The organism is Chryseobacterium proteolyticum (genome assembly GCF_046591535.1).
Classification (GTDB): Bacteria; Bacteroidota; Bacteroidia; order Flavobacteriales; family Weeksellaceae; genus Chryseobacterium; species Chryseobacterium proteolyticum.
Map to the genome: position 1 here is coordinate 55,832 of NZ_JBJLWK010000005.1, position 23,667 is coordinate 79,498.

General features: G+C 37.5%; 22 protein-coding genes. 2 read left to right on the forward strand and 20 right to left on the reverse strand.

The features are described 5' to 3' along the window. Window position 1: 1 nt before the first annotated feature. Entirely contained in the window at window positions 2–1,459 is a 1,458-nt protein-coding gene (locus ACJ5H0_RS17885; protein ID WP_411251080.1) for a metallophosphoesterase, read from the reverse strand. Window positions 1,460–1,485: 26 nt separating this feature from the next. Between ACJ5H0_RS17885 and ACJ5H0_RS17890 the strand changes: the two genes are divergently transcribed. After that, window positions 1,486–2,664, forward strand: coding sequence for a Pycsar system effector family protein (locus tag ACJ5H0_RS17890; protein ID WP_172283648.1), 1,179 nt, complete (start codon window positions 1,486–1,488; stop codon window positions 2,662–2,664). 106 nt (window positions 2,665–2,770) lie between these two features. Here the strand turns inward: ACJ5H0_RS17890 and ACJ5H0_RS17895 are convergent, their stop codons facing one another. The 17 genes from ACJ5H0_RS17895 to ACJ5H0_RS17975 form a co-directional block, all read right to left on the reverse strand. Beyond that, a complete protein-coding gene (locus ACJ5H0_RS17895; RefSeq protein ID WP_172283650.1) occupies window positions 2,771–5,071 on the reverse strand; it encodes a GAF domain-containing protein in 2,301 nt (766 codons plus the stop codon). 74 nt (window positions 5,072–5,145) lie between these two features. Next, complete coding sequence (locus ACJ5H0_RS17900; RefSeq protein WP_172283652.1) at window positions 5,146–6,525, reverse strand: NADH-quinone oxidoreductase subunit N; 1,380 nt, start codon at window positions 6,523–6,525, stop codon at window positions 5,146–5,148. A gap of 121 nt (window positions 6,526–6,646) precedes the next feature. After that, window positions 6,647–8,140 (reverse strand): complex I subunit 4 family protein, encoded by a 1,494-nt coding sequence (locus ACJ5H0_RS17905; RefSeq protein ID WP_172283654.1) that lies wholly within the window; start codon window positions 8,138–8,140, stop codon window positions 6,647–6,649. A 2-nt stretch (window positions 8,141–8,142) separates the two neighbouring features. Then, entirely contained in the window at window positions 8,143–10,056 is a 1,914-nt protein-coding gene (nuoL, locus tag ACJ5H0_RS17910) for an NADH-quinone oxidoreductase subunit L (RefSeq protein ID WP_172283656.1), read from the reverse strand. Between the two features lie 3 nt (window positions 10,057–10,059). Next, window positions 10,060–10,389, reverse strand: a complete 330-nt coding sequence (gene nuoK / locus ACJ5H0_RS17915) for an NADH-quinone oxidoreductase subunit NuoK (protein WP_172283658.1) — start codon at window positions 10,387–10,389, stop codon at window positions 10,060–10,062. A 4-nt stretch (window positions 10,390–10,393) separates the two neighbouring features. After that, window positions 10,394–10,891: an NADH-quinone oxidoreductase subunit J family protein gene (locus ACJ5H0_RS17920; protein ID WP_172283660.1), complete on the reverse strand. Its 498-nt coding sequence runs from the start codon at window positions 10,889–10,891 to the stop codon at window positions 10,394–10,396. Next, on the reverse strand, window positions 10,891–11,448 hold the full coding sequence (locus ACJ5H0_RS17925) for a NuoI/complex I 23 kDa subunit family protein (RefSeq protein WP_172283662.1): 558 nt from the start codon (window positions 11,446–11,448) through the stop codon (window positions 10,891–10,893). The genes ACJ5H0_RS17920 and ACJ5H0_RS17925 overlap by 1 nt, the downstream gene beginning before the upstream one ends. Window positions 11,449–11,586: 138 nt before the next feature. Continuing rightward, window positions 11,587–12,648, reverse strand: a complete 1,062-nt coding sequence (nuoH, locus tag ACJ5H0_RS17930) for an NADH-quinone oxidoreductase subunit NuoH (RefSeq protein ID WP_172283664.1) — start codon at window positions 12,646–12,648, stop codon at window positions 11,587–11,589. A 93-nt stretch (window positions 12,649–12,741) separates the two neighbouring features. After that, the gene (locus ACJ5H0_RS17935) at window positions 12,742–13,740 is read right to left on the reverse strand and encodes a 2Fe-2S iron-sulfur cluster-binding protein (protein ID WP_172283666.1); all 999 of its coding nucleotides are present in this window, start codon (window positions 13,738–13,740) and stop codon (window positions 12,742–12,744) included. A 41-nt stretch (window positions 13,741–13,781) separates the two neighbouring features. Next, on the reverse strand, window positions 13,782–14,663 hold the full coding sequence (locus tag ACJ5H0_RS17940) for a hypothetical protein (RefSeq protein ID WP_172283668.1): 882 nt from the start codon (window positions 14,661–14,663) through the stop codon (window positions 13,782–13,784). Further along, window positions 14,664–16,022: an NADH-quinone oxidoreductase subunit NuoF gene (gene nuoF, locus ACJ5H0_RS17945; protein WP_172283670.1), complete on the reverse strand. Its 1,359-nt coding sequence runs from the start codon at window positions 16,020–16,022 to the stop codon at window positions 14,664–14,666. 12 nt (window positions 16,023–16,034) lie between these two features. Next, entirely contained in the window at window positions 16,035–16,544 is a 510-nt protein-coding gene (locus tag ACJ5H0_RS17950) for an NADH-quinone oxidoreductase subunit NuoE family protein (RefSeq protein WP_172283672.1), read from the reverse strand. Between the two features lie 123 nt (window positions 16,545–16,667). Continuing rightward, window positions 16,668–17,891, reverse strand: coding sequence for an NADH dehydrogenase (quinone) subunit D (gene nuoD / locus ACJ5H0_RS17955; RefSeq protein ID WP_172283674.1), 1,224 nt, complete (start codon window positions 17,889–17,891; stop codon window positions 16,668–16,670). Window positions 17,892–17,962: 71 nt separating this feature from the next. Next, the gene (locus ACJ5H0_RS17960; protein WP_172283676.1) at window positions 17,963–18,457 is read right to left on the reverse strand and encodes an NADH-quinone oxidoreductase subunit C; all 495 of its coding nucleotides are present in this window, start codon (window positions 18,455–18,457) and stop codon (window positions 17,963–17,965) included. Between the two features lie 6 nt (window positions 18,458–18,463). Beyond that, complete coding sequence (locus ACJ5H0_RS17965; RefSeq protein ID WP_172283678.1) at window positions 18,464–19,024, reverse strand: NADH-quinone oxidoreductase subunit B; 561 nt, start codon at window positions 19,022–19,024, stop codon at window positions 18,464–18,466. Window positions 19,025–19,118: 94 nt separating this feature from the next. Then, complete coding sequence (locus tag ACJ5H0_RS17970; protein ID WP_172283680.1) at window positions 19,119–19,490, reverse strand: NADH-quinone oxidoreductase subunit A; 372 nt, start codon at window positions 19,488–19,490, stop codon at window positions 19,119–19,121. 483 nt (window positions 19,491–19,973) lie between these two features. Then, window positions 19,974–21,104: a GNAT family N-acetyltransferase gene (locus tag ACJ5H0_RS17975; protein ID WP_411251090.1), complete on the reverse strand. Its 1,131-nt coding sequence runs from the start codon at window positions 21,102–21,104 to the stop codon at window positions 19,974–19,976. Window positions 21,105–21,211: 107 nt separating this feature from the next. Between ACJ5H0_RS17975 and ACJ5H0_RS17980 the strand changes: the two genes are divergently transcribed. Continuing rightward, a complete protein-coding gene (locus ACJ5H0_RS17980; RefSeq protein WP_172283684.1) occupies window positions 21,212–21,922 on the forward strand; it encodes a zinc metallopeptidase in 711 nt (236 codons plus the stop codon). On the opposite strand, the gene ACJ5H0_RS17985 is transcribed toward ACJ5H0_RS17980, so the two are convergent. Further along, window positions 21,919–22,521: an IMPACT family protein gene (locus tag ACJ5H0_RS17985; RefSeq protein WP_411251598.1), complete on the reverse strand. Its 603-nt coding sequence runs from the start codon at window positions 22,519–22,521 to the stop codon at window positions 21,919–21,921. The two genes, ACJ5H0_RS17980 and ACJ5H0_RS17985, sit on opposite strands and share 4 nt — an antisense overlap. A gap of 97 nt (window positions 22,522–22,618) precedes the next feature. Then, complete coding sequence (gene ribD / locus ACJ5H0_RS17990) at window positions 22,619–23,647, reverse strand: bifunctional diaminohydroxyphosphoribosylaminopyrimidine deaminase/5-amino-6-(5-phosphoribosylamino)uracil reductase RibD (protein ID WP_411251093.1); 1,029 nt, start codon at window positions 23,645–23,647, stop codon at window positions 22,619–22,621. Window positions 23,648–23,667 lie beyond the last annotated feature (20 nt).

Here is a 23,667-nt window from a genome sequence, read left to right on the forward strand (position 1 = left end):
GTTATTCAGAAAACGTACGGCACTTTTTTTTAATGCCTCTCATGACGAATTCCTGACCATCTTTAGCTTTTAATCTCAGGCTGTTGGACTGGTTTCCACCTCCTTCCCTGAAAGGGATATATCCACCGTCTAATTCTGAAATATTGGCAGTTTTAGCTTCAATAGGAATTCCATAATATTTTCTGTAATGGTCACCCCATAACCATCTGTAGAACTTCCTTTTTTCCGTTAAGTTTTCCGGATACACCGTTGAGGTGATGGTAGCCGGAAAGGAATTAGGGTAGTTGTTGACAAAGGTTTCAGGTTTGGATATTACGTCGATATGGGCCAATGTTTTAACCTTGCTATTTTTAGTGGAAAAGTACTCAACATCACAGCTTTGATCTTTGCGGATGTTTAAAACAGCGAAACCACTTCCTCCGTAGGAAAAATCGGTCTGTTCAGCGATGGTTGCAGGATCTACTTTGGAGCCTCCGCCGCTGATGATCTGTTTGATATTCCTGTCGGTGTGGTATTGAAGGTTATGGTCATGTCCCGAAACAAAGATTACATTTTCTTTATCCTGGACGATACTCTTTAACCTGTTGGCAAGGTCGGCATAATGCTGGTTGTTGATATCCTCCATGCTGGCACCGGAGGTATTTCTCAGAATGTTAATAATTGTTGCCATGCCGGGAGCCGGAATATTTCCTTTAAATGGAAAAAGGTGAGACCTAGCAGAATTATATCCCGCATGAGTTCCACTGCTGATAACAGGGTGGTGTAAAGCGACAATAATCCTTTTTCCCTGATTTTTAGTAATCAGATCCTGGAATTCATAAAAAAGATCGTCCCGGGTTTTGATATTGCAGTTTTTATTCATTCCCGGATATTTGTCCCAGTTGGCTATAACCCACTCACTATCGATAACGATTAACTTGATATCACTGGTCAGGCTTATATCATCAATAGGACAAGCATTTTTAGGTAAAAAAGCCTTTTTATCATTCAGATAATCCTTCACAAAATCTTCCTGTGCTTTTAATCCGTCTAAACCATGATACCAATCGTGATTTCCGGGAATGACGAGGGTTCTTCCCTTGAAATTTTTTGTAATGGAAAGCTGATTTTCCATTTTTTCTTTAGCCAGAGGATACTCTTTATCTTTCTTTTTAGGCATTCCTGAAGGATAGATATTATCACCCAAAAAGATCAGCATCGAATTTTTGTCGGCTGAGTCCAGTTTACCCTTAAGAATATCTAATGTTTGCTTCGCCTGTGGCTCATCTGCGTTGCCCGCATCCCCAACCAGGAAAATTTTAAAGTCGTTTTCAGAATTTATAGCAGAATTTTTAATTTCCTGTAAGTTTTTTCCCTTTTTTACGTTATAGGTAGCACAAGAATATAAGAGTCCTGATACCAATAAGAACCTAAATGGGACTGAAATTATTTTTAGATGAGTTTTAAAGGATAAATTCATAAATTTACATTAACAAAAATTCAGTAATGGATATTTTACAAAAAGCTAAAAATTATGTTGAAAACTTATTCAAAGATAAGTTATCTTCTGTATATTTCTATCATAATTTTATTCATACCACATATACGGTTAACAAGGCCGAAGAAATAATGAAAAATACTCCTGTCTCCAAAGAAGACCAGGAGAAAGTGATATTAGCTCTGTGGTTTCATGATGCAGGATATATTGAATGTGCTCAGGATCATGAAGAGAAGGGAGTAGAGATTATGAAAAATTTTCTCATCAATGAAAATTATCCTGAAGATTATATCGAAGACGTTTCTAAATTGATTTTGGCGACAAAGATCAACTATGAACCTCAGAATTTACTGGAGAAAATAGCAAAAGATGCCGATTGCAGCCATTTTGCAAGCCATGATTATAATGATATTTCGGATTCTTTAAGGAAAGAGTGGGAGCTTACCAATGTAAGATGCTTTTCTAATGATGAATGGAATGCCGGAAACCTTGAGCTTCTGAAAAACAAGCATAAATATTATACCGATTATGCCAAAGAAAATTGGGAGCCTTTAAAGAAAAAGAATATTAAGAAGATTGAGAAGAAGTTGGAAAAGGAAGAGGAGAAGAAGGAAAATTCCGATGCTAAAGACAATAAAAAAGAACCTAAAGAACCGAAATCCGACAGAAGTGTGGATACTCTGTTCAGGGTTACTTTAAATAACCATACCCGCCTTAGTGATATTGCAGACAGCAAGGCCAACATATTACTTTCTGTAAATGCGATTATTATCTCGGTTTGTCTGTCAGTTCTGGTACCAAAGCTGGATGCACCTAAAAACGCCCACCTGATTGTACCTAGTTTTCTGTTGCTTATTTCAAGTGTGATGACCATTATTTTTGCCATCTTATCCACAAAGCCGAATGTGACAAAAACGAAATTTACGAACACAGATGTTAGCAATAGAAAAGTAAACCTCCTGTTTTTTGGAAACTTTCATCAAATGATCTTTGATGATTACCACAATGCAATGAAGGATCTGATCAAGGACAGGGATTATATCTATGATTCGATGGTAAAAGACCTGTATTACCTGGGAAAGGTCCTGGACAGAAAATATAAACTTTTATCGATTACGTATCAGATTTTCATGGCAGGAATTATAATTTCCGTACTTTCTTTTGCCTATGCATTCCTTACACTTTAATCGTGTTCAGGATGATAGGATAATTCTATAGGGAAATAGGATTATTCCCACTATATTTTACAAGTGAACTAAAGGGAAGCCTGATGTTTTTTTGTGAAGAAAATCTTTAAGCAATCGAAACCCTTAGAGCTAATAATCCTGTTATCCCCTGGAGGTCTTCAACCTTTAAAAACTCAACGTCAGACTGAAGAATTTCTTTTTTCTGAAGCTTACTGATGTATTGCAGGTATTCTTTCTGGTTTTCCATTCCAAAGTAAACAATAGTTATTTTTCCCGGACAGGTAATTCTTTCGGTTGAATTTTTTATATGAGCCTTATCTATTCTTTTTTTGATAATTTCATAATACGAATTGTAAGCACCATCTACATCGAAACGCTTTTCATCCATACGGAAGCGGATATCTATTTTTTCATTATAAACGAAAATAAGTGAAGCGATATCCAACGGAATGGGAAGCTCTTCCTTAAAGGTTTTAATTTCCTGTTCCATTTTACAGATCGTTTTCAGCTGCCAGTATCTTAACTGGTGAACCACCTTGGATGTGTAATGAAGATCCGGAGTGATACTTGGTCCGATGAATAAATTATGCTCTACACCATCTGATTTAAACCTTTCGTAGTAATGAGGAAATATGGCTTGCGCTTTGATCTGATTCTCATCAAGTATATCGGCAAGTTTCCTGTTGATCAGAGTAATCGAATCATCAAGGCTTTTTCTGCTGTTGTAAAATAGATCGGTTTGAGTGAAGACCTGGGAAAAATACTCTGAAATCATTGTTTTTACCTCCTTAGTGGACCTTACCTCTAATTTTGCCTGAAGATACGGATGAATTTCATCCCTTAATAACCTTTGGAAGCGCTGTTCCGTATCGGCCTTGATCTCATTATTCAGTTCATTTTCAAAAATCTCCAAAGCCAGTAAATATTTCTCGGAATCTGAATTGACCAGAGTGAAAATATCATGAAGACAATCAATCTGCCTATTAAGATCTTCCAACATAAGATTGAATCGTTTTTCGGAGGAAGAACGGATATCAGAGAATCCAAATAACGGCGTAAGATTTTTGAAAGAAATCTGCTTTAAGGTATAGATCTTCTTGGCTAACGAAGCATTAAAATACTTTTCTGCCTCATTTCTGAACTTCCAGACCACACTGTTGTGGATGGACGTGTATTCCCGTTGAATGATTGCCTCAATCTGATAATTCTTTTCAAAACTGAATCTGTTCAGCGAAAAAAGAATCATATCACTGAAAAACTCCAGCTTTTTCAACTTTAAGCCATTCAGACTATTGGGAATAGGAGAGGTAAACTCCATAATGGCGAGTAATTCTCCATCTTTCATGATTGGAATTACCATGAAACTGTTGATGTTGTTTTCCTTTAAGATGCTAAAGGAAGGCTGATCTTTTATTTCCTGCTCCATATTATTGACATTGGATATGACAATAGCCCTGGAGTTGTTATTTAAATTTTCAAAGGTACTTTTCCGGGTTTCTTCATCAAAGGTATTGATCCAAAAGTCGAGGATATGATTCGTAAAAAGATTTTCGTAAATCGGAACCTTTTCCAGCCTCTGGTCTTTTTTGTTGAAAAGCATCAGCCCGAAGTTCAATTCCGCGACATCAAAATAAGACTTAAATATCTCGATCAGGTTGTTATCCGGAGTAAGGTTTTCAGGATCAATCTGGATCATACTTGATTTAAGATCGGAAAGTGCAACTTCAGATGTACAGTCGACCAGAGAAACAATGGTAAAACCTTTTAAGACCCATGATTTCGATGGGAAGTGTTTTTTCCACAGCTTGTAATCATCCAGGTTTTCAAGAAGCATGTCGATAACATCATCCGCCGGTATTTTAGCCTTTTCCGTAGGATAAATATCTGTGAAATCTGAATTTACTGTGATTTTATAATGCTTCATGATTCCCTGCTTATTGGGTATATCATAATACAATGGCATTGTACTTTTCACATCTCTCTTGAAATAACTTTGGAGGATAAGACAGCAGCAGAATACATAGAATTCATCATCACTGATATTCCTAAGCTCAATTTCAAAATCCTTACCGGCATCTTTTAAAATATTCTTGAATCGTTCGGTATAATTGAATGTCGTTTTTGAAAGAGGAATACTGGCGGCTTTTATCTCATTATTGGTTAAACCCGTTGGAAACAAGTCTGCCAATAGAAGCCTGATGAGGTCCTCGTGTTTTTCCAATAACGAAACATCCTGGAAACCGTCTTTGAGCTCCTTGATTTTTTTTGTTTTCTCGATAAGGGATTCCGCATAATTCACCCGGTATTCTAATCGGTCATTGTACCGGATATGCTCAAGAACATCCAAATATTTTTTGAATGAAATGGATACTTGAAAAGGGGCGTCTTTTTTGTAAAGATGTAACAATGCTGAAAATTATAAAGTAAAGTTATAAAAAAAGCACAACTTTATGTTGTGCTTTTATATTTTTATGATTTTGATTACAGTCCAAATTGTTTTGCGAACAGGTCAGGGAATACTCCTAAAATGATGATAGAAGCTATAATTACCACCGCTACAATATTATACGTAATTGTTACTTTTTCTGAAGTTTTGAATGTTGTTTCTTTAAAGAAAAACATGGCTATGATTAATCTCAGGTAATAAGCAATTGAAACTGCAGAACCTAAAACGGCAACCAGCACTAAAAAGGCAGCTCCGTTCATTGCCTGGGAAAATAATGCAAATTTACCCATAAAACCGGCTGTTAAAGGAACCCCAGCCATTGAAAGCATGGAGATTGCAGCTACGGTAGCCAAAAGAGGCTCTGATTTTGCCAATCCTTTAAATGCTCCAAAAGAAGTTTCTCTTTTCAATTTTTCTACCCATATCAGACACATAAATACTCCTACAGTAGATAATGAGTAAGCAAAAAGATAGAAAGCCAGATTATAAGTAGAAAGATTCGTCATTCCAAAGAATACCAATCCGATATATCCTGCATGAGAAACAGAAGAATAAGCCAGCATTCTTTTCGCATTGGTCTGTGCAAGACCCATAACATTGGCCAGAAGCAAGGTTATGATAATGAATACTCCAAGTATATTAATCCATTCGTGGGTTACTCCTGCAAAACTTATATTCATTAATCTGAAGAATGCGAAAAATCCTGAAATTTTTACAACACTTGCCATGAAAGCTGTGATCAATGATGGAGAACCATAATATACATCAGGACTCCACATATGGAACGGTGCTAATGCTACTTTAAATGCCAATGCACAAAGCATCAGGATCACCCCTAAGATGAACATTACATCTTTTGGGTGAGCAGCTCCGAAATCATGGATTTTATAGATATCAAAAGTTCCTGTACTTCCATAGATGAACGTAATACCGAATAAAAGGAATCCGGTGGCAAACGCTCCCATCAGGAAGTATTTTATAGAGGCTTCGTTTGATCTTAAATCAGTTTTATTAGCTCCGGCCATCACATACAATGGGATGGAAAGGATTTCAATACCTAAGAACAGGGTTACCAGATTCTGATATCCGAAAAGAGTAATACCTCCGCACAAAGCGAATAGCATCAATGCATACAATTCGGACTGATGGCTTCTGTGGTTACTGAATGCGAAACCACCCAGAAAGAACAATAGTAAAGTAGTTACAATTGAGATTTTTGTAAATAAGGCAGTATTAGAGCCATATTCATACATATGTCTGTAATGTTCGAAAAATGAACATTCAGGCAGGAAGCTAACATATAATGCAATGATTAACCCCAAAATCCCAATGTACCTTGCGAATTTTCCTTGTTCAAAAACGCCTGAAAATAACGCAGCAACTGCAGTTAGGAAAACAATAATTAAAACACTCATAATATAGATTTGAGATTCGAGATTCGAGATTCAAGATAAAAACACTGACTTCTCAATTTCATACTCTCTTAATTTTTTAAATTATTAAATTAATCTTTAAATTTTTGAATCTTTCAATCTTTTAATTAATCAAAGATGCATAGATAAACTTCAGCGAACTACTCACCATTTCGATTACCGGTTGAGGAAAAATACCAAGTAAGATCACAAAAACCGCTAAACTGGCCAGAACAGAAAACTCCACTCCTGAAAGATCTTTCGCTGTACTCAATACGGCTTCATCTCCTTTTCCGAACATTGCCTTTCCGTAGAATCTCAATAGATAAACAGCAGAAAGAATCACAGTTAAACCTGCAATAATAGCAGCTAATACATTAAAGTCAAAGATTGATTTAATCAAAATGAATTCCCCGATAAAACCATTAGTCAACGGAACGCCCATTGAACCTAAAAGGATCAGTAAAAACAATACGGCAAATTTAGGAGCTACTTTCGCTAAACCACCCATTTGTCTGATGTCTCTTGATTTAAATCTTTTATATAAAATGTCTGCACAATAGAATAAACCTACGACATTAATACCGTGAGCAAAAGTTTGTACCAAAGCACCTTCAGCACCTTCAGTAGTAAATGTTCCTCTTAGTGTAACAACAGCAGATGCAAAAATACCTGCTACCATCAATCCAACGTGAGAGAAAGATGAATAGGCAATGATCCTCTTCATATCATTCTGGATAATTGCGATCAATGCTCCATGAAGGATTCCTACTATCGCAAGGATAATAACGATCTGCCCTGAAATTCCCATAATAGGAATAGGAGTGATCGGTAATAAATAACGGATAACACCATACACAGCCATTTTAAGCATGATCCCTGATAATAACATCGATCCCTGAGTAGGTGAGTAGGTATAGGTATCAGGCTGCCATGTGTGGAACGGGAAGATCGGTAATTTCACAGCAAATGCAAAGAATATAAACCAAAATACAACCGTCTGCTGAGTTTCATTAAGTGATGCATTGTATAGATCTGTTAAGGCAAATGATGCAGAGTGATTATACACATAAATCAATCCGGCAAGCATGAATAAAGATCCTACGAATGTATATACAAAGAACTTCGTGGTGAATTCAAATCTTTTATTTTCCTGGCCCCAAAGTCCGGCAATGAACCAGATTGGAATCAGTGTTACCTCCCAGAAAATGTAGAACAATAATCCATCCAGAGATGTGAAAACTCCTACAAGTCCAAACTGCATCAACAGGATAAGACCATAGAATGAGTTTCTGTAATTGATGTTCTCATTAAATGAAGATAAAATAATGATTGGCGAAAGGATATTGGTCAGCAATAAAAGCAGCATACTCATCCCGTCAATACCGAAATGAAGCGAGCTTTTAATAAATTGTGACCATGGATAATTGATCTCATGCTGCAATACACTATCTACAGTCGGAGTAAAATCGAAATCCGAAAGTATATAAAATGTAAGAAGCATTTGTACCAATGCAATTCCTAGTGCCAAATATTTGCTGGATTTATTTTTCCAGGCAAAAACAAGTCCCGACCCTACTAGAGGTAAAAGCAATAATGTTAATAATAAACAAGACATTATTATTGTAATATAAAGTTAACAATCAGTATAATTCCCACAGCTAAAGACATGATAAGAATGTATGTCTCAACATTTCCGTTTTGAATACGTTTCATAGATTTACCGCTGTCCTCAGCTCCTTCACCTACGAAGTCTACAAAACGATCTAGAACACCCTTATCAAACATTTTACCTCCACGTCCTAATCCTTCAACAGTTTTTACAATTAATGCATTGTAAAGTTCGTCAATATATAATTTTTTAGCAGACAGCTTTTCCCAGCCTGTATAGCTTTCTTCCGGAAGGGCTCTCTTTTGCTTATTCACATACGTGTTTTTAACGATGAACCATACCGCGAAGAACATTACAACAGTGGCTGCTAATAATATCATTTCAGTATTAAAATCAACTCCTGAAAGCGTAGCTTCCATTTGTTTGAAACTTTCTTCAGTAAGAACCGGCTTCAGCCATTCCATTAACTTTGCATAATGACCGTGGCCGATAAAGTGAGGAAGATTAATAAAACCTCCGATAACAGAAAGAATAGCCAATACGATCAACGGTAACGTCATGTTCATCGGGCTTTCATGCAAGTGGTGTTTCTGTTCCTCAGTTCCTCTGAACTCTCCGTGGAATGTAAGGTAATACAGTCTGAACATATACGTTGCCGTAATAGCTGCCAGAATGAATAACATTACCCAATAGATTGGATTTTTTGCAAATGCAGCTACCAGAATCTCATCTTTGGAAATCATCCCTGAAAGTAAAGGGAAACCAGAGATTGCCAGTGTTCCGATAAGGAAAGTAGCATGGGTAATCGGAATTACCTTCTTAAGTCCGCCCATAAAACGCATGTCCTGCTCATTACTCATAGCGTGGATCACAGATCCTGCTCCTAAGAATAACAATGCTTTGAAGAAGGCGTGTGTCATTACATGGAACATCGCTGTAGTATAAGCTCCTAATCCCAAAGCAATGAACATAAATCCAAGCTGCGATACAGTAGAATAGGCCAATACTTTTTTGATGTCGTTCTGACGAAGTGCATAGAAACCTGCTAAAGCTGCAGTTAAGAATCCGATCAACAGAATTCCGCCCTGAACAGTTGGAGCCAAAGTAAATAAGAAATTAGATCTTACTACCAGGTAGATCCCCGCAGTAACCATTGTTGCTGCGTGAATTAATGCAGAAACAGGAGTTGGTCCGGCCATTGCGTCCGGTAACCATGTATATAAAGGAACCTGTGCCGATTTACCGGTAGCACCGATAAATAAACTCGCCGTAATAAAGATAATTACAGTTCCGTCCAATTCAAATTTTGAAGCGTTTTGAGCTACTGAAAGATAATCAATAGCATTGGTCTGAGAAGCGATCATGAAAATACCGATCAATAAACCAAGGTCCCCAATTCTGTTCATGATAAACGCTTTTCTTGCTGCTTTACCATATTCTTCATTTGTGAACCAGAATCCGATCAATAGATAGGAACACAAACCTACACCTTCCCATCCGATAAACAGGATCAGGTAATTGCTTCCCATTACTAAAAGTAACATAGAGAAGATGAAAAGATTCAGATAAGTAAAGAACTTATAGAAACCTTTATCATGGCTCATATATCCGATAGAGTATAAGTGGATCAGTGATCCGATACCTGTAATGATCATGATCATCATTAAAGATAACTGATCGATCTGGAAACCAAAGTTAATCTGAACTCCATTTACTCTGAACCATTCAAAAGCTTTTACGATAACCGGCTGGCTTTCAGAATTGAAATTCATGAAAATACTTACCGCGATACAGAAAGATCCGAAAACCGCTGCAGTTGCCAATCCTCCTACTACTATTTTGGGAAGATTTTTCCCGAATAAACCGTTAATAAGAAAGCCTAAAAGTGGTAAAAGTACTATTGCATACACTAAATTTTCCATTCTTTATCCTCTTAATTTATTAAATATACTAACATCTACAGAACGGGTATTTCTATATAGCATAGCAATAATTGCCAAACCTACTGCTACTTCAGCAGCAGCAACCACCATAATGAAGAAAACTAAAAGTTGTCCATCGCTGTTTCCTTTATACGCTGAAAAAGCAGCCAATAAAAGATTTGCAGAATTGAGCATAAGCTCTACACAACCCAAAATTACAATAGCGTTTTTTCTCAATAACACTCCCAATACTCCCAAACAGAACAATACTGATGAAAGAATAATGAAATAATTTAAAGGGACGCTTTGTATAAATGTATTTACTTCTCCCATAATTTTATAAATCTTTTTTACCGATTAATACCGCACCTACAATACCTGCCAAAATAAGGATGGAAGCAAGCTCAAACGGTAAAACATATTCATTAAACAAAAGTTTACCCAGATTTTTAGTAAGACCCACACCCCTGTCTACATTTTCCACTACAATATGGTTGTCCTGAACTCCTCTGAATACTCCTAAAATACCAATCAATAACAGACCGGCTGTAAAGACTCCAATAAATTTTAAAGTATTGTTCTTCTTACTTTCGTCTTCTTTATTAAGATTAAGCATCATCAGGATGTAAAGGAACAATACCATAATCGCTCCTGCATACACGATGATCTGAATAATGGCAAGGAACTGGGCATTCAAAAGAATGTACATCCCTGCAATGGAAAACATTGTAACAATTAATGATAAGATAGCATACAAAGGATTTTTTGCAAATACAAAGTATACTGCACCTGCCACTGCTAAAAAAGCCACCAAGAAAAATAAAAACTGATCCATTATTTTACCGCATTTTTTTGTTTCTCGGATTGTCTTGTCGTGATGTCAATCCTTTCGTTTATCTTTTCAACTAATTTATCTTTTCCATAGATAAAAGAACCTCTGTTGGTTTCCACATCTACCAATCTATCGGTTAAATAAATTGCTGATTTCGGACATGCTTCTTCACACATTCCGCAGAAAATACATCTCAGCATATTGATTTCATATACTGATGCATATTTTTCTTCTCTGTAAAGATGTTTTTCTTCCTTAGTTCTTTCAGCAGCAGTCATGGTAATTGCTTCTGCAGGACATGCCACCGCACAAAGTCCGCAAGCGGTACATCTTTCTCTGCCTTCCTCGTCTCTTTTCAGAACGTGCTGACCTCTCCAGATATCTGCTCTTGGTTTCTGTACTTCTGGATACGAGTATACTGCAGGAGCTCCTTTTACAACGGTTCTTACAGCATGCTTGAATGTAATCCCCATACCTTTGAAAATCGCCGGTAAGTAGATTTTCTCAGCAAGGGTCATTTCTTTATTAGAAACAACTTTTGATCTGTTAGTAAGTTTCATTTAATTATAGATTATAGATGGTAGACTAATTCTGTCTTTTATCTTAATTTTTAATATTTTATGTCTGAATAGAGCTGCTTAAGTAAAGATAAAATTTGATTTCACTTTCAAATCAGCTCATTTCAAATGTTCAATTTTTTAATGTCCGAATGCTAAAATCAAAGCTCCGGTAACAATCAGGTTCAAAACAGCCAATGGAATCAAAGTTTTCCATCCTAAGTGCATCAGCTGGTCATATCTGAATCTCGGTAGCGTCCATCTGATCCACATAAAGATCAGAATTCCGATAATGGTTTTAACTAAAAACGCTCCGATACTTAATATTCCTGCAATATTTTCTCCCCAGTTTTGTGTTACCCACTCAATTCCCGGATAGTTATAACCACCAAAGAAAAGAACAACCATAAATGCGTTGGAGATAAACATATTTACATATTCTCCGAACATGTATAAACCTAATTTCATGGAGGAATATTCCGTAGAATATCCTGTCACAAGTTCGGATTCACACTCCGGTAAATCGAAAGGGTGTCTGTTCGTTTCTGCTAGTGCAGCAACAATAAAAATAAGGAAAGCCAACGGTTGATAGAAAATATTCCAGTTCATCCCGTCAATGTGGATAAGTCCCCACAGTTTTCCTGTTGTTTGAGCTTCAGTAATTACTTTTAAATCTAAACTTCCTGTCATCATGATGATAGAAAGCAGCGCCAATCCCATTGCCAATTCATAAGAGATCATCTGAGAAGAAGCACGGATAGCACCCAATAATGAATATTTATTATTAGAAGCCCAACCTCCGATCATGATCCCATAAACCCCAATGGAAGCCATTCCGATAATGAAAAGTACGCCGACATCAATGTTAGCCACCTGAAGGTCGTAAGACATTCCACCGATATTTAAACTTTTCCCCCAAGGAATAACAGCTCCTGTAATTAATGAAATAAACATCACCAAAGCAGGTCCCAATACGAAAAGGAATTTTTCTGCATTGGCAGGAGTAAAGTCTTCTTTAAAGAAAAACTTTCCACCATCAGCAAGAGGCTGCAGCAATCCGAAAGGTCCGGCTCTGTTAGGCCCGATTCTGTCCTGCATGATAGAAGCAACCTTTCTTTCTGCCCAGGTAGAGTAGGCCGCTATCGTTAGCGAAAGCAAGAAAAGTGCTAGTACAAGTATCAATTTAAATGTAATTAAATCCATTTTTATTATAGATGTTAGATATGAGATGTCAGATGCTAGATTTCAGATCTTTAATCTGATGTCTGTAGTCTGATATCTGAAATCTTATTAAAGTTATTTTTCGTCTTTTTCACTGATTTCTTTAGCCATAGGATTGTCTAAAACTCTTAGCTCATCCTTAGGTTTTTCATAATGGTTGAGTGAAATCACAGAATGTCTGTCGATATGTCTTGGACCTTCAATATTCCAGTCTTTCAATTCTTTTCTTTCAAAACGACATGTATCACAGATAAATTCTTCAACTTCTCCCCACTGGTCTTTTCTGGCTGTAACCCTTACCACTTCATCTCCTTTCAACCATACAACTGCTTTTCCTGAACACTTGTCACATTTACATGAAGCATTCATCGGGTTGGTAAACCAAACTCTGCTTGCAAAACGTGCGGTTCTGTCGGTAAGAGCTCCTACCGGACAAACGTCGATAACGTTCCCAATGAAATCATTATCCAAAGCTTTATTTAAATAAGTCGAGATTTCTGCGTGATCTCCTCTGAAAAGAATACCATGCTCTCTGGTTTCAGTAAGTTGATTCGCTGTAAGAACACATCTTGCACAAAGAATACAACGGTTCATATTCAGCTTGATATGTGGTCCCAGGTCATCCGCTTCGTAGGTGTTTCTTTCAAACTCCGTTCTGGTATTTTCCACACCATGTTCATATCCAAGATCCTGAAGATGACATTCTCCAGCCTGATCACAAATAGGGCAGTCCAGCGGGTGGTTAACCAATAAAAATTCAGTAACGGCTTTTCTACCTTCTTGAGCTTTATCAGAAGTAAGATTTTTCACTTCCATTCCGTCCATTACATTGGTTCTGCAGCTAGCCACCAGTTTTGGCATGGGACGAGGGTCCGCTTCAGATCCCTTAGAAACTTCTACTAAACAAGTTCTGCATCTTCCTCCACTGGTTTCCAACTTGCTGTAGTAGCACATTGCCGGAGGTACAGATTTTCCACCGATTTGTCTTGCTGCTTCCAGGATGGAAGTCCCAGGCAACACTTCAGTAGTCTGTCCGTCTATCGTTATTTTGAATTTTTTAACTTCTTCGCTCATATTATACGCTTTAAGCTCTCTGCAATAAGCAATAGGCTTTATTAATTATATTTTTTCGTATTAAATGTATATCCAATTCCGGCAAGGACTTGTCCAAAAACGAAATCTTGTCGTGCTTTATCTGGCTTATTATTCAACGTGGTTTTAATATCCCACATATTGATATATCCAAATTTTCCTTCCAGTCTTGCCATCCAGTGATTCCAGAACACAAGGTTTAAGCTGGTTCTTACATCAGTTCCCATACCGGCAACGTGAAAACGGTCACTCCTTTCATTCCCAAAAAGTCTTACGTTACTTTTGGGAAACATTACCCCAATTCCTGCTCCATAAGACCATACCAGGTCAATATTTTTCTTATTGATAAGGCTCTGATACCTTTCAAGACCTAAGTTTTCATAGTTAAGTCCGTCCGTATGTTCGAAAGTAAGGAACTTTTCATCTGCCAGGTTTACCTGCCCGTTTTGAACCATACCTGCATATGTAGGATCTGAAATATGTCCCTTAAAATTAACGGTTTGGTTCTGATCCATAACATACTTCATATGATCAATCCCAAGAACAAGCGCTAAATTATCTTTTATGAAATAACCAGCTCTGAAGTTGTACTGAACCACTGTAAACCACGTAGGATCAAAATATACAATTCCAAATTTTGTAGGTCTGTCATGAGCGGATACATTATTCAGCTGAAAATTATAACCATTTCCTGAAAAATTGATATCAGAATTACTGAAAGCAGCTCTGTTCCAGCCAAAGAAAACAAACATCTGACCTTTTTTGGATAGAGGGTCTGGTTTTTGTTTTTTTGGAGTTGCACCTGTAAATGTTTCCAGATTTCTTTCCACACTTAAAGTATCTTTTTCTTTTTGTCCGAAAACAAAACTCGACATCATTACGCCGATCACAAACAACTTCTTCATTTATACATTTTTTTCAACAGCCGGAATAGGATCAGCATAATTAGCCAGACCATAATTTTGAGTTAAACATAACTCTGGATTTTTGATATGCCATTCAAATTCATCTCTGAAATGACGTATCGCTGCTGCAACCGGCCAGGCTGCGGCATCACCTAAAGGACAAATGGTATTTCCTTCGATTTTTCTCTGGATATCCCAAAGCAAATCGATGTCTTCCATCTTTCCTTGTCCGTTTTCTATCTTTTTCAATATCTTATACATCCATCCTGTCCCTTCACGACAAGGTGTACACTGTCCACAACTTTCGTGATTGTAGAATCTCGCTAAAGTCATGGTATGTTCCACGATGCACTGATCTTCATCTAAAACAATGAAACCTCCTGAACCCATCATGGTTCCGGTAGCAAATCCTCCATCTGCTAAGGATTCATAGTTCATATATCTTGGTTCTCCGTTTACTGTTCTCAACAATAGGTTGGCTGGAACAATAGGAACCGAACTACCACCAGGAATACAGGCTTTTAATCTTTTTCCGTTTGGAATACCTCCACAATATTCATCAGAATAAATGAATTCTTCCACAGTGATCGTCATATCAATTTCATAAACTCCCGGTTTATTGATATTTCCACATGCAGAAATTAATTTCGTACCTGTAGATCTTCCCACTCCGATTTTTGCAAATTCAGCACCGGTAATATTAATGATCGGTACCACAGCTGCAATTGATTCCACGTTGTTAACAACCGTAGGTCTTTCCCAAAGTCCTTTTACAGCCGGGAATGGTGGTTTCAATCTCGGGTTACCTCTTTTTCCTTCCAGCGATTCAAGCAATGCTGTTTCTTCACCACAGATATAAGCTCCACCACCTCTCTGAACATAGATTTCAAGATCGAAACCTGTTCCCAAAATGTTTTTACCTAAAAATCCTGCTGCTTTAGCCTCTTCAATAGCTTCTTCCAAAATATCCGGGATCCATGAATACTCTCCACGGATGTAGATATAAGAAACATTTGAGCCTAAACAGAACGAGGAGATAAGCATTCCCTCAATCAATAAATGAGGAATAAATTCCATCAGATATCTGTCTTTAAAAGTTCCCGGTTCAGACTCATCTGCATTCACTACAAGGTGTCTTGGAACTCCTTCAGGCTTTGCCAGAAAGCTCCATTTCATCCCCGTAGGGAATCCTGCACCACCACGACCACGAAGTCCTGAAGTTTTTACTTCTTCCAAAATTTCATCGGGTGTCATCTTCAAGGCTTTTTCAGCAGCTTCGTAACCTCCCTGTTTGCGGTATGTTTCGAAATAGCGAATACCTTCTATATGTGCATCTTTAAGTAAAAGTTTTTTACTCATCGTATATTTTAATTAATCCAAAGCGATTTGTCCCTCTCTGCAAAGATCAAGGATTTCATCTACTTTTTCTATCGTTAAATTTTCATGAAAGAATTTCCCCAACTGCATCATCGGTGCATATCCGCATGCACCAAGACATTCAGCAGGTTTTAAAGTGAACATACCATCTTCAGTCGTTTCACCATCCTTAATGTTCAGTTTAGTCCTGATATGATTCAGGATCTTTTCACTTCCGCGAACCATACAAGGTCCGGTTCTGCAAACTTCCAAAACATATTTACCAACCGGTTTCATATTGAACATGGTATAAAAAGTAGCTACTTCATATACTTCAATTGGCGTAATACTCAATAATTCAGCAACGTAATCCATTACCGGGACATCCAGCCATCCTCCAAATTCTTTTTGTGCTAAATGCAGAACAGGAAGAAGGGCAGACTTCTGTCTTCCTTCAGGATATCTTGCGATAATTTTATGTACTTGTTCTAAACTTTCCGGTTTAAAAGCTATTGTTTCGCTCATTTTTTATCTCTTAGATTAAAGAGTAAAGAACAAAGAAAAAAGATTCTTAAGTTCGATATTCTAAATTCGTTTTTATTGGGTTGATGAAAGTCTTTTTTCTTTCATCTTTATTCTAACTTCTTACTATGCGTCTAATTCTCCCGCAATAATATTCATACTACACATGGTTACAATGGCATCAGAAATTACAGAGCCTGTAATCATTTCCGGATACGCCTGGTAGTAGATGAAACATGGTCTTCTGAAGTGTAGTCTGTAAGGACTTCTTCCTCCGTCACTCACTAAGTAGAATCCTAATTCTCCGTTTCCTCCTTCTACAGCATGGTATACTTCTCCTTTCGGAATTTCAGTTTCTCCCATTACAATTTTGAAGTGATAGATCAAGGCTTCCATTTTGTTATAAACGTCAGCTTTTTCAGGAAGATAGAAATCAGGAACATCAGCATGGAAATCCCCTTCCGGAAGATTGTTATATGCCTGCTCGATAATTTTAATAGATTCCCAGATCTCCTGTTGACGAACCATGAAACGGTCGTAGGTATCACCAGCTGTTCCTACAGGAATGATAAAATCAAAGTCCTGGTAAGAAGAATAAGGTTGTGCTACCCGAACATCATAATCTACACCTGCAGCACGTAAATTAGGACCTGTAAAACCATAGCTTAAAGCTCTTTCAGCTGAAATTGCTCCCGCACCAATGGTTCTGTCCATGAATATTCTGTTTCTTTCCAAAAGCTGGCAGAATTCTGCAAACTTCTTAGGGAAAGTTTTTAAGAAATCTTTGATCAGTTCATGACATTTCGGTGTAAGATCTCTTTCGAAACCTCCGATTCTTCCCATATTGGTTGTCATTCTCGCACCGCAGATCTGTTCGTAAATATCATAAATACGTTCTCTTTCGATGAACATATAAGTAAGTCCGGTAATTGCTCCAGAGTCCATACCAGTTACTCCGTTACAGATCAGGTGATCCCCGATCCTTGCTAATTCCATAAGAATTACCCGGATATAATCCACACGCTTTGGAACTTCAATTCCTATCAGTTTCTCAACCGTCATATGCCAGCCCAGATTGTTAATTGGAGCAGAACAATAATTCATACGGTCGGTAAGGGTCGTAATCTGGGTATAATTTCTTCTTTCAGAAATTTTTTCAAATGCCCGGTGGATGTAACCTACGGTTTGCTCAGCATGAAGAATTCTTTCCCCATCCATCGTTAAAACGTTCTGGAAGATCCCGTGAGTAGCAGGGTGAGTCGGACCTAAATTGAGGGTGTACAACTGACCGTCAATCTGCTCCTTACTTTCGTATTGGTTAAGTATATTAGATAATGAGTTATCTTTCATAATATATAATTGATAATTGATAAGCGATAATTGATCATTAACCAATCATCAGCAATCATTATATTTTTATTTTATCTTCCGAACATGCTATCGTTCTTGTCGGTTCTTGTACCATCCTCAAGACGATATTCCTTCAGCATCGGGTGGTAACCAAGATCTTCCATATTTAAAATAGGTCTCAGATCCGGATGTCCCTTGAATTTGATTCCAAAGAAATCATAGGTTTCCCTTTCCATCCAGTTCGCTCCGGCATATAGATCTGTAAGAGAGTCTACCTCAATGTTCTCTCTGGACATAAATACTTTAAGACGGATTCTGAAATTCGTCATCATATTATGTAAATGGTAGACTACGCCGATTTCTTTCTCCGGAAATTCAGGATAATGAATTCCACAAATATCTGTAAGGAAATTAATTTCTAAAGACGAATCCTTAAGGTAATGAATCACTTTTTTGATGTCATCTTTCTTCACTTCAACGGTAAGCATTCCATAAGGCTCTGAACTGGAAATTACAGTTTCAGGAAACTCCCTGGTGATTGCTTCTAATACAAATTCGTTCGTCATTTCCGTTTAGTTGCTTATGTTGTAAGAGTCTAATAAATTCTGATATTCAGGCATATCTCTTCTTCTGATGCTTTCGCTTTCTGCAAGAGCCTGAACCTGCATTACTCCTTCAATGATCTGCTCCGGTCTTGGCGGGCATCCCGGAACGTATACGTCAACCGGAATAATCTTATCGATTCCCTGTAAAACAGAGTAGGTGTCAAAAATACCACCGCTGGAAGCACATGCTCCTACAGCAACCACCCATTTTGGCTCAGCCATCTGAGTGTACACTTCTTTTAGGACCGGGCCTAATTTCTTGGATATAGTTCCACAAACCATCAACATATCTGCCTGTCTTGGAGAGAAAGAGTTTCTTTCCATTCCAAATCTTGAAGCATCATATGTTGGGTTAAGAGTCGCCATAAACTCGATACCACAACAAGAGGTAGCAAATGGTAACGGCCAAAGAGAAAACTTTCTTGCCATTCCGATTACACTGCTCAGTTTCGTTGCGAAAAATCCTTCTCCTTCAAATCCTTCGGGAGCAGGTGCATCTGTTCTTATTACTGGTTTTTTATCTGACATTTTATTAAATATTTAAAGATTAAAAATTTAGAAGTTTAAAAGCATGATAAAGCTTTAAATCCATCAAATAATTAAATCTTTTTAATGTTAAAATTTATTTATCCCAATCTAGCGCGCCACGTTTCCATACATAGATAAAACCTACGAAGAAAATAGCCACGAAGGTAAGGACTGCAAGGAATCCTTCGAATCCGAATTCTCTGAAGTTAACGGCATATGGATAAAAAAATACGATTTCGATATCGAATAGAACGAACAAGACAGCTGTCAGGAAATATTTGATCGAAAAAGGGGTTCTGGCATTTCCTTCAACAGGAACACCGCACTCCCAACTTTGATTTTTCACAGAATTTCCTTTCTTCTGACGAGGTCCTAAGAAATGCGCTCCAAGCAATGAAACAGCTACAAAACCAATGGCAACGGCAGCTTGGATAAGGATCGGAATATAACTTTCAGGTAAATTCATTTTTGCATTATTATCTCAATTTGCAAATTTAGCGAATAAACAAGAAAGCATGAAATTAATAACCTTAAATGTGGAGTTAAAATGGGAAAAACCGGTAATTTAGAATTAATAAAAATAACGGTTATTTCTGCATTTTTTTGAGTAAAGAGTAAGCCATAAATGAAATATAACCGAAAAGGATACTGGCGTAAATAATATTGATTACCGTGTTTGTTTTATCGTCTCCGTTTTGGAAAAAAAAGTTGTAAATAATAAACCCGGCAATTAAAATAGCGAAGACGATGAGATGTGGTTTCATAGGAGAGGAGTTATACGTTTGAGTAATTAATTGTGAGTGACGAGATACGGGATGTGAAATTCGATTTATGGGTGTGTGTATCGATGTTCAGGGTTGAAAATCATTAGTTTAAATTATCAAATTGAAACTTATGTTATGGTTTATAACCGGAATTGAAAATCCAGCAACACGAACCTCGTACTTTATCAGCTATCGATCTTCAGTGAATAGGTTCTCCTTCTTTTATGATTAACCGGATTGTAATCCTGCCAAAGCAGTTGCACACTTTTGTTTTCTTCCAGTTCCGGATTGGTTTCTGCAAATTTGATTCCCATACTGGTAAAACGAACGAAAATTTCCTTAAAAATAATAGCCGTAACTCCTCTTCTCTGGTATTCCGGATGAATACCGATAAGATAGAAATTAGCGCGGTCATTCTTTTTACCGGCCTGTAAAAAATGCCACCACCCGAAGGGGAATAGTTTACCCTTTGATTTCTGTAACGCTTTCGAATAAGAAGGCATCGTGATTGCAAAAGAAATCAGCTGATCATTTTCATCAACAACGCAGATCACGTAGTTTTTATCGATAAACGGGAAATATTTTTCTCTGTATGTTTTGATCTGTTCGTCGGAAATAGGAGTATATGTGGAGAGGTGCTTATAAGTTTCATCCAAAAGCTTAAACATAGGCTCCACATACGGAAGAATTTCCTCTTTAGATTTGAAGTTCAGGACTTTCAGTTTGTATTTTTGAGCGATCAATCCACTGAATTTTTCTACTTTTTCAGGAAGGACTTTAGGGAATTCCATTTCAAATTCCACCCATTCCTTTTCCTTGGTAAGGCCAAGGCTTTCAAGATGTTTAGGATAGTAATCATGATTGTAAATTCCGATCATGGTCGCCAGTTTGTTAAACCCCATGGTCAGCATTCCTGCTTTATCCAGGTTGGTGAATCCCATAGGACCTTCGATCATGTCTATATGATGCTCCTTTGCGTAGTCAATTGCTTTTTGGATCAATGCTTCAGAAACCTCTTTGTCATCGATGAAATCGATCCACCCGAAACGAACTTTTTTTATGCCCAGTTCCTTTTCCTCCTTGTGATTGATCATCACGGCAATACGTCCCACTACTTTTTTGTCTTTATAGGCAAGGTATTGTTTTGATTCCGAGTAATTCAGTGCTGGATTTTCTTTGGCGTCCCAGATCTTCATTTCATCTTTGATAAATGAGGGTACATAGTAAGGATTGTTTTTATACAAATCCATGGGGAACATCACAAACTGTTTTAATTCGTTCTGGTTTTTTACTTCTAGAATTGAAACTTTAGACATGGTTTTTCTGGGGTAATTAAAAGGCAAATATAAATAAATAAAATGTAATACTTTGGCACAGTTTTTACATCTTACAGGTTAAAAAATATCTATAAAATTTTATTAAAATGATTGGTTATTATGTAATTATTGGGATTACAATGCTGGTGAGTTGGTATGTTTCATCAAAGTTGAAATCCAAATTTGAGTATTATTCCAATGTACACCTTCGAAATGGCCTTTCAGGAAAAGAAGTGGCTGAAAAAATGTTAAGAGATAACGGAATTAATGATGTTCAGGTAATTTCGGTTCCCGGACAATTAACAGATCACTATAATCCAGCAGATAAAACGGTCAACCTTTCAGAAGGGGTGTACATGCAGAGAAATGCAGCGGCAGCCGCAGTGGCTGCTCATGAATGCGGCCATGCAGTACAGCATGCAGTAGGGTATTCCATGCTTCAGATGCGGTCAAAATTAGTTCCTATTGTGAATATCAGTTCTAATTTAATGCAGTTTGTCATTTTTGCAGGTATTGCCATTATGGCTGCCAGCAGAACAATTGAGAATCCTAATGGGAATACAACTGTCCTGGCAATTGGGGTAGCCTTGTTTGCCGTGACTACTTTATTTGCTTTTATCACCCTTCCTGTAGAATACGATGCAAGTAACAGGGCGATGAAATGGCTTAAAGATACAGGAACCGTAACTCCTGAAGAATATGTAGGAGTACAGGACAGCTTAAAATGGGCTGCCAGAACCTATGTAGTTGCAGCTATCGGATCACTGGTACAACTTCTTTACTGGTTGTCGATCCTGATGGGAGGCCGAAGAAATTAATCTTTAAATGTAAAGGATACATATTGCATCTCGGATAATTTATCTGAGATGTTTTCTTTTTGTGCCGTTTTTAAAGAGGCGGTAAGGATGCAGTTTTCATTCGCGTCAAAATTCAGGACTTTTGCATCGAATTTTGACAACAGAGTGAAAATGGTATTTTGCTGATTAAAATTAAATTGGATTTCAACTTCTGTTTCCAGTTCCCGTGTGATGATATTGGCTTCTTCAAGGGTTAACTTTGCTGACTCTTTATATGCTTTCACAAGACCTGATACGCCCAGTTTAGTTCCTCCATAATAGCGGACTACAATCACGAGAACATTGGTGATCTCATGGGCTAATAGTTGATTGTAGATTGGTAACCCGGCACTTCCCGAAGGTTCCCCGTCATCATTTGCTCGGTAATTTTCACCATGAAGGCCCATTCTGAAAGCGTAGCAATGGTGTGTCGCTTTAGGATGCTCGTTTCTTACTTTTTCAAGCGCGTCCTTAAGTTCATTTTCGTTCGCAACGGGATAAGCAAATCCGATGAATTTGCTTCCCTTTTCCTTGATTAAAGTGTTTTCGATGGGTTTATCAATGGTTTTGTATTCATGCATCATTATGGCCGGCTTTAAAAGTACAAAAGTATAAAATGCTTTAGTTTGAAACCCCAATAGACTTGTATAATTTAACTACGGGTTCAGTTTAAAACGGTTACACCATACGGGAAGTATGAAAAGCTATCGTATTATCTCTTACGGTTTCGATTTTAAAAGGTTCTGAATGGAATTCAGGGGCTTGTGTTCCCTTTTCAAGGATGAGATTTTCATTTTTGATAACGATAGCTTCGTCCCAAAGGTTGGCATCAATGAATTGCTGAAGGGTAAAACGCCCTCCTTCTATTATAACGGATTGGATCTGCTCCTGATACAGGATGTCCATCAGGTCGGAAATGAAATCATCCTTTCTGATTTTGATCCAGTGGATATTTTCTTCGTTTCCTTCTTTGATAGAATTAAGAACCAACGTTTTGGCTTCTTTGTTGAAAATCTTAAAATTATCAGGGACTTTCAGGTTGAGATCTATTAAAATTCTGACAGGATTTACTCCTTCAACATTTCTTACGGTAAGGCCGGGATTATCGTTAAGTGCGGTTTGTGTACCTACTAAAATGGCATGTTCATCAGCTCGTAGTTGATGGACAAACTGATTGACCAGCGAATTTGAAATTGAAGTCGGTTTAAAATCTTTATCCAAAAATCCGTCTTTTGACTCAGCCCATTTTAAAATGATATAAGGTCTTTTCTTTTCATGGTACGTAAAGAATCTTTTGTTCAGCTCAACAGACTCTTTTTCAAGTATCCCTGAAACGACTTCTATTCCGGCATCCTGAATGATCTTTTTGCCTTTCCCGTTCACTTTGTCATGAGAGTCCATCGCTCCGATTACCACTTTTTTGAATACCAGTTCTTTGATCTTTAATGCGCATGGTGGGGTTTTCCCGTAATGAGCACAGGGCTCAAGGGATACGTAAATGGTAGATTCAGGAATAAGATCCTTATTGATTACGGAATTGATTGCATTGATCTCTGCATGAGGCTCTCCGGCTTTGTGATGATAGCCTTCTCCAATAATTTCGCCGCTATGTACAATCACACTTCCTACAAGAGGATTAGGATATGTTCTGCCCAAAGCTTTTTGAGCGAGCTCGATACATCTTCTTATGTATAATTCGTCCTGCATAATATAAAAAAGGCGAAGAC

Coding starts and splice junctions, on each gene's coding strand:
- ACJ5H0_RS17900 (WP_172283652.1), bottom strand. CDS start 6,525: ATGAGTGTTTTAATTATTGTTTTCCTAACTGCAGTTGCTGCGTTATTT.
- ACJ5H0_RS17975 (WP_411251090.1), bottom strand. CDS start 21,104: ATGTCTAAAGTTTCAATTCTAGAAGTAAAAAACCAGAACGAATTAAAA.
- ribD (WP_411251093.1), bottom strand. CDS start 23,647: ATGCAGGACGAATTATACATAAGAAGATGTATCGAGCTCGCTCAAAAA.
- ACJ5H0_RS17980 (WP_172283684.1), top strand. CDS start 21,212: ATGATTGGTTATTATGTAATTATTGGGATTACAATGCTGGTGAGTTGG.
- ACJ5H0_RS17925 (WP_172283662.1), bottom strand. CDS start 11,448: ATGAAACTTACTAACAGATCAAAAGTTGTTTCTAATAAAGAAATGACC.
- ACJ5H0_RS17905 (WP_172283654.1), bottom strand. CDS start 8,140: ATGTCTTGTTTATTATTAACATTATTGCTTTTACCTCTAGTAGGGTCG.
- ACJ5H0_RS17940 (WP_172283668.1), bottom strand. CDS start 14,663: ATGAAGAAGTTGTTTGTGATCGGCGTAATGATGTCGAGTTTTGTTTTC.
- nuoF (WP_172283670.1), bottom strand. CDS start 16,022: ATGAGTAAAAAACTTTTACTTAAAGATGCACATATAGAAGGTATTCGC.
- ACJ5H0_RS17950 (WP_172283672.1), bottom strand. CDS start 16,544: ATGAGCGAAACAATAGCTTTTAAACCGGAAAGTTTAGAACAAGTACAT.
- ACJ5H0_RS17885 (WP_411251080.1), bottom strand. CDS start 1,459: ATGAATTTATCCTTTAAAACTCATCTAAAAATAATTTCAGTCCCATTT.
- nuoK (WP_172283658.1), bottom strand. CDS start 10,389: ATGGGAGAAGTAAATACATTTATACAAAGCGTCCCTTTAAATTATTTC.
- ACJ5H0_RS17970 (WP_172283680.1), bottom strand. CDS start 19,490: ATGAATTTACCTGAAAGTTATATTCCGATCCTTATCCAAGCTGCCGTT.
- nuoD (WP_172283674.1), bottom strand. CDS start 17,891: ATGAAAGATAACTCATTATCTAATATACTTAACCAATACGAAAGTAAG.
- ACJ5H0_RS17985 (WP_411251598.1), bottom strand. CDS start 22,521: ATGCATGAATACAAAACCATTGATAAACCCATCGAAAACACTTTAATC.
- nuoH (WP_172283664.1), bottom strand. CDS start 12,648: ATGGATTTAATTACATTTAAATTGATACTTGTACTAGCACTTTTCTTG.
- ACJ5H0_RS17935 (WP_172283666.1), bottom strand. CDS start 13,740: ATGAGCGAAGAAGTTAAAAAATTCAAAATAACGATAGACGGACAGACT.
- ACJ5H0_RS17920 (WP_172283660.1), bottom strand. CDS start 10,891: ATGGATCAGTTTTTATTTTTCTTGGTGGCTTTTTTAGCAGTGGCAGGT.
- nuoL (WP_172283656.1), bottom strand. CDS start 10,056: ATGGAAAATTTAGTGTATGCAATAGTACTTTTACCACTTTTAGGCTTT.
- ACJ5H0_RS17965 (WP_172283678.1), bottom strand. CDS start 19,024: ATGTCAGATAAAAAACCAGTAATAAGAACAGATGCACCTGCTCCCGAA.
- ACJ5H0_RS17890 (WP_172283648.1), top strand. CDS start 1,486: ATGGATATTTTACAAAAAGCTAAAAATTATGTTGAAAACTTATTCAAA.
- ACJ5H0_RS17960 (WP_172283676.1), bottom strand. CDS start 18,457: ATGACGAACGAATTTGTATTAGAAGCAATCACCAGGGAGTTTCCTGAA.